Annotated in this window: 9 protein-coding genes; 6 read left to right on the top strand and 3 right to left on the bottom strand. The window is 75.1% G+C overall.

Going from position 1 to position 10,286, the window contains the following annotated elements; all coding sequences use genetic code 11:
• The first annotated feature begins 179 nt into the window (after nt 1-179).
• Both sigJ and AC2TEW_RS21100 read left to right on the top strand, forming a co-directional pair.
• Nucleotides 180-1,061 (top strand): RNA polymerase sigma factor SigJ, encoded by an 882-nt coding sequence (gene sigJ, locus AC2TEW_RS21105; RefSeq protein ID WP_484625017.1) that lies wholly within the window; start codon nt 180-182, stop codon nt 1,059-1,061.
• Between the two features lie 119 nt (nt 1,062-1,180).
• Nucleotides 1,181-2,524, top strand: a complete 1,344-nt coding sequence (locus AC2TEW_RS21100) for an NAD(P)/FAD-dependent oxidoreductase (RefSeq protein WP_484624880.1) — start codon at nt 1,181-1,183, stop codon at nt 2,522-2,524.
• Between the two features lie 63 nt (nt 2,525-2,587).
• Here AC2TEW_RS21100 and AC2TEW_RS21095 read toward each other — a convergent pair whose 3' ends face one another.
• Nucleotides 2,588-3,352 carry an MBL fold metallo-hydrolase gene (locus AC2TEW_RS21095; RefSeq protein WP_484624879.1) on the bottom strand — a complete coding sequence of 255 codons (765 nt, stop codon included), beginning with the start codon at nt 3,350-3,352 and terminating at the stop codon, nt 2,588-2,590.
• Nucleotides 3,349-4,347: a saccharopine dehydrogenase NADP-binding domain-containing protein gene (locus AC2TEW_RS21090; RefSeq protein WP_484624878.1), complete on the bottom strand. Its 999-nt coding sequence runs from the start codon at nt 4,345-4,347 to the stop codon at nt 3,349-3,351. The genes AC2TEW_RS21095 and AC2TEW_RS21090 overlap by 4 nt, the downstream gene beginning before the upstream one ends.
• A 279-nt stretch (nt 4,348-4,626) precedes the next feature.
• On the opposite strand from AC2TEW_RS21090, the gene AC2TEW_RS21085 reads away from it, so the two are divergent.
• Entirely contained in the window at nt 4,627-5,130 is a 504-nt protein-coding gene (locus AC2TEW_RS21085) for a MarR family winged helix-turn-helix transcriptional regulator (protein WP_484624877.1), read from the top strand.
• A gap of 202 nt (nt 5,131-5,332) precedes the next feature.
• On the top strand, nt 5,333-6,220 hold the full coding sequence (locus AC2TEW_RS21080) for a prohibitin family protein (RefSeq protein ID WP_484624876.1): 888 nt from the start codon (nt 5,333-5,335) through the stop codon (nt 6,218-6,220).
• Between the two features lie 24 nt (nt 6,221-6,244).
• Here the strand turns inward: AC2TEW_RS21080 and AC2TEW_RS21075 are convergent, their stop codons facing one another.
• Nucleotides 6,245-6,814, bottom strand: coding sequence for a TetR/AcrR family transcriptional regulator (locus AC2TEW_RS21075; protein ID WP_484624875.1), 570 nt, complete (start codon nt 6,812-6,814; stop codon nt 6,245-6,247).
• A gap of 238 nt (nt 6,815-7,052) precedes the next feature.
• Here AC2TEW_RS21075 and AC2TEW_RS21070 point away from each other — a divergent pair, with 238 nt between their 5' ends.
• Together AC2TEW_RS21070 and AC2TEW_RS21065 are read left to right on the top strand one after the other, a co-directional pair.
• Nucleotides 7,053-8,462 carry an MFS transporter gene (locus AC2TEW_RS21070; protein WP_484624874.1) on the top strand — a complete coding sequence of 470 codons (1,410 nt, stop codon included), beginning with the start codon at nt 7,053-7,055 and terminating at the stop codon, nt 8,460-8,462.
• 268 nt (nt 8,463-8,730) lie between these two features.
• Nucleotides 8,731-10,286 (top strand): AMP-binding protein (locus tag AC2TEW_RS21065; protein ID WP_484624873.1); only part of this gene is annotated, 1,556 nt, incomplete at its 3' end.

The following is a 10,286-nucleotide window of genomic DNA, read 5'->3' as shown; positions in this document are numbered from 1 at the left end:
GCGCCCGGAGCCCCGCGCTGGGGTGCTCCGTCGACGAGACGTGGACGCTGTCCATTCGTCGGCTCAACGACCGGCCGCCCGCCAAGGCACGTGTACGGGCGGTTTTCGAACGTCGCGGTCACATCCGGGCGGCCCGGTACGTCAAGGTGGTGACCGACCACGACGAGGGGATGCGGACGATGGACGAGCACGACCGGCTGGCGGAGCGCTTCGAGGCCGAACGGGGCCGGCTGCGGGCGGTCGCCTACCGGATGCTCGGCTCGCTCAGCGAGGCCGACGACGCCGTGCAGGAGGCCTGGTTCCGGCTCGACCGCTCGGACGGCGACAGCATCGAGAACCTGCCCGGCTGGCTCACCAGGGTGGTGGCCCGGGTCTGCCTCGACATGCTGCGCTCGCGCACCGCCCGGCGCGAGGACCCGCTCGACGTCCACCTGCCCGAACCCATCCTGAGCAGCGCGGACGGCGTCGACCCCGAGCACGAGGCGCTGCTCGCCGACGCGGTCGGCCTGGCCCTGCTGGTGGTGCTGGAACAGCTCGCGCCCGCCGAGCGGCTGGCCTTCGTGCTGCACGACATGTTCGCCGTGCCGTTCGACGAGATCGCGCCGATCGTCGACCGCACCCCGGCCGCCGCCCGCCAGCTCGCCAGCCGGGCCCGCCGCCGGGTCCAGGGCACCGACACGGTCCCGGACGACCTCACCCGGCAGCGGGAGGTGGTGGACGCCTTCCTCGCGGCCTCCCGCGGCGGCGACTTCGAGGCCCTGGTCGCGGTGCTCCACCCGGACGTGGTGCTGCGCGCCGACGGCGGGACGCTCGCGGCCGGCGCCTCCAAGCTGCTGCGCGGCTCCCGCGAGGTGGCGGCGCAGGCGCTCGGCTTCAACCGGTTCGCGCAATTCGCCCGCCCGGCGCTGGTCAACGGCACGGCGGGGATCGTCGCGGCGCCCGGCGGACAGCCGTACGCGGTGCTCGGGTTCACGGTGGTGGGCGGTCTGATCGTGCAGATCGACATCCTGGCCGACCCGGAGCGGCTCGCCCGGCTCGACCTGACCGTGCTGGACGGCTGACGGACCGCCACCACCGCCCGCGGGACCGGCGCGAGCAGGGCCCTGAGCTGCGGTCAGGGCGTCCGTGCGCCGGGCCGGGCCGCTCCCGCGGGGCGGCGGCGATCCCCTACTCTCTCCCCATGGCGTCTTCGGGGAACACGGGTACGGACGGGTACGGCACGGCGGTCGTGATCGGCGGTGGGCTGGCCGGCCTGCTCGCGGCCCGGGCACTGCGCGGCACGGCCCGCCGGATCGTGGTGGTCGAGCGCGACCGCTACCCCGAGCAGGCGGCCGCCCGGGCCGGCACCCCGCAGGGCCACCACGCCCACCTGCTGCTGGAGGGCGGCCGCCGGGCGCTGGAGGAACTGCTCCCCGGCATCGGCGCGGAGCTGGACGCCCGGCAGGCCCGGCTGGTCGACGTGCCCGCCGACATGAACTGGCTCAGCTCGGCGGGCTGGATGCCGCGGTTCAGCTCGGGCCTGGCCTTCGTCTCCTGCACCCGCCCGGTGCTCGACCACGCTGTGCTGGAACGGGTCCGCGCCGAGCCCTCGATCGAGTTCCTGGAGGGCACCGTGGTGCTCGGCGTGCTGGGCGACGGCGCCGCGGTCACCGGCGTCCGGCTGCGGGCCAGGGGCGCGGCCGAGGACGACGTCACCGAACTCCCCGCGGAGCTGGTGGTCGACGCCGCCGGCCGCTCCTCCGGGATGCCGGGCTGGCTGGCCGCGGCGGGCCTCGCCACCGCGCCCGAGGAACGGGTCGACCCCGGAGTGGCGTACTCCAGCCGGCTGTTCCACCGCCCGGCCGGCGCGGACCCGGACCAGCCCGCGGTCTACCTGCAGACCAAGGCGCCGGACCAGCCGCGGTTCGGGGTGCTGCTCCCGGTCGAGGGCGGGCGCTGGCTGGTCACCGTCGGCGGGATGCGCGGTGCGGAGCCCGCGCCCGGCGAGGACGGGTTCGCCGCCGCGCTGGACGCGCTGCGCGACCCGATCCTGCGCGACCTGCTGGTGGACGCCGAACCGGCCGGCGAGGTCCGCGGGTTCCGCCCGGGCCCCGGGGTGCGCCGGCACTACGAGCGCAGCGCGCCCGAGGGCCTGGTCGTGGTGGGTGACGCCGCCTGCACCTTCAACCCGGTGTACGGACAGGGCATCTCCACCGCGGTGTTCGGCGCCCGGGCGCTGCGCGAGGCCGTCCGGGCCCACGGCATCGGCCGGGCGGGCGCCCGGGAGGCCCGCCGCACGGTGGCGGCCGCGGCGGCCGACGCCTGGCTGATGTCCAGCAGCGAGGACGTCCGCTTCCCGGCCACCGAGGGCGGTCCGTCGGGCGCGGTGGTCCGGATCCAGCACCGCTACCTGGACCGGGTGATCGCCCGGGCGGCCGTCGACGAGAAGGTGTGCGCCGCCTTCGTCGCGGTGATGGGCCTCACCCAGGCGCCGACCACGCTGTTCCACCCGAAGGTGCTCTGGCCGGTGCTGCGCGGGGCGTGAGCGCCCGGCCGGGCCGCGGGCCGTCCGCCCGCGCGGGCCCCGGCTCCGGTGTCGGTTCCGACCTCAGCGCAGGCCCGCGGCGATGGCGAGTTCGGCGGCCGCGGCCAGTCCGCCGGTCCACGGTTCACCGTGCCCGGTGAGCACGGTCGCGGCGTCCAGCGCGGACATCACCCGCAGCGAGTCGAGTGCCTGCGCGCTGTCCTGGGTGAAGGCCCGGCAGATCAGGCAGGGCCCGACCCGGCCGCCCACGGTGTCGCCGGTGACCAGCGCGTCCCCGGTGAAGGCCACCGACCGGTCCGGCAGCAGCACCACCGAACTGCCCGCCGTGTGGCCCGGGGTGTGCACCACCAGCGGCCGGCCGGGCACGTCCAGCCGCTCGCCACCGGTGAAGGTCCGCGGGTCGGGGACGGCCCGGGTGCCGAGCGCCCCGAGCCGGGCCAGGTGCAGCGGCGCGGCGAGCGCGGCGGGGCGGCGCACCGCGTAGGCGGCGAGCGGGCGTTCGGGCTTCCAGTACCTGGACGTGCGGCGCGGCGCCCGCAGGATCGGGGCGTCCGCCTCGTGCACCCAGACCTCCGCGCCGGCCTCGACGGCGACCCACCGCGCCAGCCCCAGGTGGTCGAGGTGGCCGTGGGTGACCACGACGGCCCGGATGTCGCGCACCGAGCGGCCGAGCCGGTCCAGTTCGGCGGTGAGCTGCGCCCGGTGGCCGGGCAGCCCGGCGTCGACCAGGGTCAGGTCGGTGCCGTCCTGGACCAGGTGGAAGTTGACGTGGCGGTCGCCGAGCCGGTGCACCCCGGAGGGCAGCGCGGTCGCGGGGGAGGCGTTCACCGGGCGGCCGTCCGCGGGGTGTCGGCGTCGGCGAGGGTGACCGTGCAGCCGGCCGCCTCGACCAGGTCGGCGCCGAGCAGCGCGCCCGGGGTCCAGGCGCCCGGTTCGGACCCGGCGGCGACCCGCAGCGCGGTCTCGGCGGCGATCACGGCGGTGACCGCGAAGCCTTCGCCGCAGCGCAGTTCGGCGGTCCTGACCCGGCCGGTGGCGTCCCGCGCCTCGGCCCAGGCGTGCGAGACGCCGTCGGCGGCGGGGTCCGCCCGGTCGCCCGGGTCGGTTGCGTACGCGATCACGGATCCGGCGCCGCCGTACCGGTGGGCGGCTTCCAGGTCGCCGACCGGCGCGGGCAGCACCCGTCGGTCCCGCCCGCCGAGCACCAGGGTGGTGGCGCCGGTGCCGAGCGGCGCCCGCTCCAGACGGCCGGCCGCGTAGGTGGCGGTGCCGCCGGCCAGCGTGGCCACCACGGAGGCCCGCACCCCGGCGGTGTCGTGGGCGGTGGCCGGGGCGGCGGCGACCCGCAGGTGGGTGAGCGGCGCGGCGGCGGCGTCGCGCAGCCGCAGCACCAGGCTCTCGGTGACGGCCGGGCCGAAGCCGGCGCCGGTGACCAGGGTGACCCCCCGTTCGCGGGCCCGCCGGTCCTGGTCCAGCAGGCCGCGGACGGCGTCGAGTTCGTTGGCCAGGTCGACGTACGGGGTGCGGGCGGCGAGGCAGGCCTCGACCACCGGCCCGGCCAGCCGGGAGAACGGGCCGACGGTGTTGAGCACCACCCGGGCGGCGCCGGTGAGCGCCGCCAGGCCCTGCGGGTCGCCGAGGTCCAGCGGCAGGACCGCGGGCCGCCCGGCCGGGTGGGCGGCGAGCTCGGCCGCCAGGCCGGCCAGCCGGGCCGGGTCGCGGCCGGCCAGCACCAGGCGGGCACCGCGGGCGGCCAGTTCGGCGGCGATGAGCCGGCCGGTGGTGCCGGTGGCACCGAGCAGGACGACGTCCGGGACGGTCATGGGGCCTTCTCTCCGTGGGAGGGGCGGGGCAGGGCGGGGTGGGGCTCGGGCGGTACGGGCAGGCGGACGCGTACGCTTCCCCTGCGTCGTGTCATGACATCGATGCCGGAACATCGATGCCGGAACATCGATGCCGGAACATCGATGCCGGAACATCGATGCCGAGACATCGGTGTTGATGCATCGATGTTGTGTCATCGATGTCGTGTCACTGAATATTCTGGATCCGTCCACCGCTGTCAACCCCGTGCGGGCCCGCGCGGGAGAACAGGAGCGCCCATGGGCACCCCCGCCGAGCCCCACGCCCCGGCCCCCGGTCACGCCCGGGTGCTCGACGAGGTACGGCTGCTGCTGCTCGCCGCCCAGCGCGAGGGGAGCCGCCAACTCGGCTCCGGCCTGCGCGAACTCGGCCTCACCCCGGCCCAGGCCGAGGTGCTGGACGTGCTGCGCGAGGGCGGCCGGCTGACCCTCGCCGAGGTCGGCCGCCGACTGGTCTGCGAGGCCGGCAGCCCCAGCCGCCTGGTCGACTCACTGGTGCGCGCCGGACTGGTCGCCCGCGACCCCGGCCCGGACGACCGGCGGACCGTCCTGCTCTCGATCACCCCGGACGGCGCCGACCGCCTCGCCGGACTCACCGCCGCTGCGGCGCCGCTGGTCGCCTTCATGGCCGAGCGGCTGGACGAGCGGCAGGCGCAGCAGCTGGCCGGGCTGCTGCGCTCACTGATCGACGACACCCCGGGCGGCCGGGCGCTGGAGCTGCGGGCCGCCGCCCGGCCGTCCTGAGCGCCGGCCGCCCTCGGCATCGGCCGCCGTGGGCGCCGGCCGTCCCCGGCATCGGCCGCCGTGCGCGCCGGCCGTCCCGAGGACCGGGCGACCGGCGCGGACCTGGCGATCCGGTGAACATCATCCGAATCGATCTTCGGGCGGGCGGGCCGCTCCCTAGGCTTCGGGCGTCCTGCCGTCCGAAGAACCGAGAGTCCCGACCATGCTCTACCTCGCCCTCCTGCTGCTCGCCGCCGGCCTCACGCTGATCGTGCGGCGCCTGCGCGGGAACGCCGGTTTCCGCTTCGCCACCCTCACCGGGTCGCTGCTCACCGCCCTCGGGCTGCTGACCGGGCTGTCCACCGTCGCGTACGTGGTCGAGCCGTACGAGGTGGCCGTGCCCACCACGCTCGGCCGGGTCGGCGGGACCTGGCAGCCGGGCCTGCACCTGAAGTCCCCGCTGACCGAGGTGACGGCCTTCTCCACCCGGCCGCGCGACCTCAACCTGACCGGCAACGACACCGTCGAGGTCCGCTCCTCGGAGGGCGGGGTGCTGTACGCCGACCTGACGGTGAAGTGGTCCATCGACCCGCAGCACACCCGGGCGCTGTACCAGCTGGCGGGCAGCTCGGACGCGGTCCAGCAGGGCCTGGTCCTGCCGGACAGCCGGGAGATCGTCCGCAACGTCTTCGCCAAGCACACCGGTGTCGAGGGCTACTCCTCCGAACGGGAGGCGATCAGCGCCGAGATAGCCAAGCTGGTCACCGACCGGCTGGCCCCGCGCGGCATCCTGGTGGCCGCCGTCAACCTGCGCAACGTCCGGCCCTCCGACAGCCTGCAGCACGCGATCGACCAGAAGATCCAGCAGGACCAGGCGACCGCCCAGGCCCAGGCCGCGGTGCTCACCGCCAAGGCGGAGGCGGAGAAGCGCAAGATCGACGCGGACAGCACGGCGGCCGCCAACGCCGCCATCGCGGGCTCGCTGAACGACAAGATCCTGATGAGCCAGTGCATCGAGGCGTTCAAGGCGGCGGCCGAGAAGAACCCGGTCTACGCCAGCCCGTGCGGCTCGACCGGTACGCCCGTGATCGTGGACGGCACCAAGCGCTGACCCCGGTCCGGCCCGGGCGGGCGCTCAGTTCGGGGTGAGCGCCTGCCCGACCAGGGTCTCCGCGGCCGGCCGCGCATAGTCGAAGGCCGCCGGGTCGTTGATCGAGGTCGCCAGCGCGGTCGCGCCCTCGAACAGCACGAACAGCCGGTGGCCCAGCTCCTCCGGGTCCGCCGCGCCGGCCTGGCGCGCGGTGTCGACCAGCCTGTCCAGGAACCCCTGCTTGTAGGCGTGGATGACCGCCCGGCCGGGATGCGCGGGTTCGGTGAGCTCGACCGAGGCGTTGTGCATCGGGCAGCCCCGGAACGCCGCCCCCGGACGCTCGAAGAGCGCCACCAGCCGCTCGCGCGGCGCGAGTTCGGTGCGGTCCAGCCGGCGGTCGAGCAGCCGGCCGCTCTCGGTCATCCGCCGCAGGTACGCGGCGACCAGCTCGTCCTTGCTCTCGAACTGCTGGTAGAGGGTCCGCTTCGAGACGCCCGCGACCTCCACCACCTCGCCGATCCCGGTGGCGTTGATGCCGTGCCGGTAGAAGAGGGCCGACGCCGCGGCGAGGATCCGCTCGCGGGGCCCGTGGGTCGTCGCCGACTGGTTGGTCATGGGGCCCATGGTACCGACCGTTATCCCTGATGGGAAATGCGGCGTGTTTCGCGGCGTGAGCTGCGTCACGGATTATTGCGGTACCGATCGGTTTCCCTTTGGTGTTAGCGTTCCTGAAAAGCCGCGACCATCGGGCATGCCGTGCCGGCGCAGCCCTGCTGCCAGCCACGTTGTGCCGATCCGCGCCGTCCCGGGGCCCGCGGCCCCGGCATCGGGAACCCTGTCGAAAGGACCATCCATGACCAAGCTCGCGAATCCCGCCGTCGCGCTGGCCCCGCCACCGGCCCGGACGGCCGGACACCGGGCCGGCTTCGTGGTCGTCTGCCTCGGCCAGCTGGTGATGTTCGTCAACATCACCCAGATCACCACCGTGCTGGCCCCGATCCAGCAGGACCTCGGGCTGTCCGGATCCGCGCTGGTCTGGGTCGCCAGCATCTACTCGATGGTGCTCGCCAGCCTGGTCCTGTCCGCCGGTACGGTCGGCGACATCATCGGCCGCCGCCGTACCTTCGCCGCCGGCGCCGCCCTGCTCGCGGCCGGCAGCCTGACGGTCTTCCTCTCCTCCGGGGCGACCGGCGTCATCCTCGGCCAGGCGGTCATGGGCGTCGGCGGCGCCATGGTCCTGCCCAACAGCCTCGCCCTGGTCACCCACGCCTTCCCCGACCCCCACCGGCGCACCTCGGCGGTCGGCATCTGGGTCGCGGTCTCCGGCATCGGCCTGGCCGTCGGCCCGCTCGCGGCCGGACTGATCCTGCAGCACCACTCCTGGCACGCGGTCTTCCTGGTCGACGTGGTGCTCGGCGCCGCCGTCCTGCTGCTCACCCCGTTCCTGGTCATCGAGAGCCGCAGCCCCGGACGCCACCTCGACCCGCCGGGCCTGGTCCTCGCCGTGATCGCCATCGGCGCGCTCAACTACACCGTGATCGAGGGCGGCCACGGCGGCTACGGGCAGCCGAAGGCGCTCGGCGCGGCCCTGCTCACGGCGGCGGCGCTGGCCGCCTTCGTCGCGGTCGAGATCCGCACCCGCACCCCGATGCTGAACCTGCGGCTGTTCGCCGTGCGCTCCTTCAGCGCCGCCAACCTGATCGCCTTCATCGCCCAGTACGGCTTCGTCGCGGTCGCGTTCGTCCAGGTGCTCTACTTCGAACGGGTCCGGCACGAGTCGATCCTCGCCACCGGCGTCCTGATGCTCTGGCTGATGGCCTCGTACGTGCTGGCCAGCCCGCTGTCCAGCCGGGCCGTGCGGCGGTTCGGCTTCCGCGCCACGCTGACCGCCGGTGCGCTGCTCGCCGCCGCCGGCACCCTGCTGATGACCGGCCAGAGCGCCACCACGCCCACCCTGGTGGTCGGCCTGTGGATGGCCCTGTTCGGCACCGGCGCCGGCCTCCTGCTGCCACCGAGCACCGCGGCGGCCGTGGTCAGCGTCCCGCACTCGGACGGCGGCATGGCCGGCGGCACGGTCAACCTGTTCCGCCAGGTCGGCGGCACGCTCGGATCGAGCATCACCGGCACGGTCCTGACGGGCGGCGCCGCCGCCGGTTCCTTCGCCGGGGCGCTGCACACCGCGGTGCTGATCCCCGCGGTGGGTGCGCTGGCGGCCGCCGCCACCGCGCTCCTGTTCGTCCGCAACCGGCCCGCCGGCGGCTGAACCGGGAGTGAACCGGGGGGCCGGGTCAGGAGCGAACGGGGGTGGGTCAGGAGTGAACGGGGGGTCGGTCCGGGCGGCCGGGCGCCGCGCCGGCCGCGCCCGGCAGTCGGGCCAACGCCCCGGTTGCCGGGCGCGGTTGGGTGGCGCAGGGTGAGTTCCGCGGATCGCGGGCCGCTCCGGCGCCGCCCGGCTATCCCGAACCATTGACTGTCGTCACCGGCGCGGCATACTTGCCTCACTCCCTGCTGAGCCGAATGAGGTGCCGCCCGTGGAGCTCGCCCGTTCCGCCCATGTCGACACGTTCTGCCGCGACCGCCTCCCGCCGCCCGAGCAGTGGCCCGAGCTGGTGTTCGACCTCCCGGAGCTGGGCTACCCGGCACGCCTGAACTGCGCGCAGGTCCTGATCGACGGCGCCGTCGACCACCACGGCCCGGACCGCCGCTGCCTGCTCACCCCCACCGAGGAGTGGAGCTACGGCGAGTTGCGCCGCCGCTCCGACCAGGTCGCCCAGGTGCTCACCGAGGACCTGGGGCTGGTGCCGGGCAACCGGGTCCTGCTGCGCGGCCCCAACACCCCCTGGCTGGCCGCCTGCTGGCTGGGCGTCCTGAAAGCCGGCGCCGTCGTCGTCACCACCATGCCGCTGCTGCGCGCACCCGAACTCGCCGCCCTGCACGCGATCAGCACCCCCGCCATCGCCCTGTGCGACCACCGCCGCCTCGAGGAGGCCACCGCCGCCGCACTCCCCGGCACCCGGATCCTCCCCTACGGCGGGTCCGGGCCCGAGGACCTGACCGCGCGCTGCGCCACCAAGAGCGGGAGCTTCACCGCCGTCGACACCGCCGCCGACGACGTCGCCCTGATCGCCTTCACCTCCGGCACCACCGGCCACCCCAAGGCGACCCTGCACTTCCACCGCGACGTCCTCGCCAACGCCGACACCTTCTCCCGGCACATCCTGCGCCCCGGCCCCGACGACCTCTTCACCGGCACCCCGCCACTCGGCTTCACCTTCGGCCTCGGCGGACTGCTGGTCTTCCCGCTGCGCGCCGGCGCCGCCAGCCTGCTGCTGGAGCGGGCCACCCCCGAACAGCTCGCCGAAGCGGTCGCCGCACACGGCGTCAGCGTGCTGTTCACCGCACCCACCGCCTACCGCGCCATCCTCGCCGCCGGCCTGGCCGACCGCCTGGCCGCCGTCCGCCGCTGCGTCTCCGCCGGCGAACCCCTGCCCGCCGCCGTCTGGGACGCCTTCCACCACGCCACCGGACTACGCCTGATCGACGGCATCGGCGCCACCGAACTGCTCCACGTCTTCATCTCCGCCGCCGACGGCGACATCCGCCCCGGCTCCACCGGCCGCCCGGTCCCCGGCTACCGCGCCACCGTCCTGGACCAGGACGGCCACCCCGTCCCCGACGGACAACCCGGCCTGCTCGCCGTCAAAGGCCCGACCGGCTGCCGCTACCTCGCCGACGACCGCCAACTCGGCTACGTCCGCAACGGCTGGAACATCACCGGCGACACCTACATCCGCGACACCGACGGCTACTACTGGTTCCAGGCCCGCAACGACGACATGATCGTCTCCGCCGGCTACAACATCGCCGGCCCCGAGGTCGAACACACCCTGATGAACCACCCCGACGTCGCCGACTGCGCCGTCGTCGCCGCACCCGACCCGAGCCGCGGCACCATCGCCAAGGCCTACGTCGTACTCCGCCCCGACGCCGCCGCCGGCCCGGCCACCGCCACCGCACTGCAGGACCACGTCAAACAGACCATCGCCCCCTACAAATACCCCCGCGCCATCGAGTTCGTCACCGAACT

The organism is Kitasatospora sp. NEAU-CNBT7, assembly GCF_057220535.1.
Note: the sequence above shows the minus strand (reverse complement) of the source record. Positions and strands in the feature narration are given on the sequence as shown.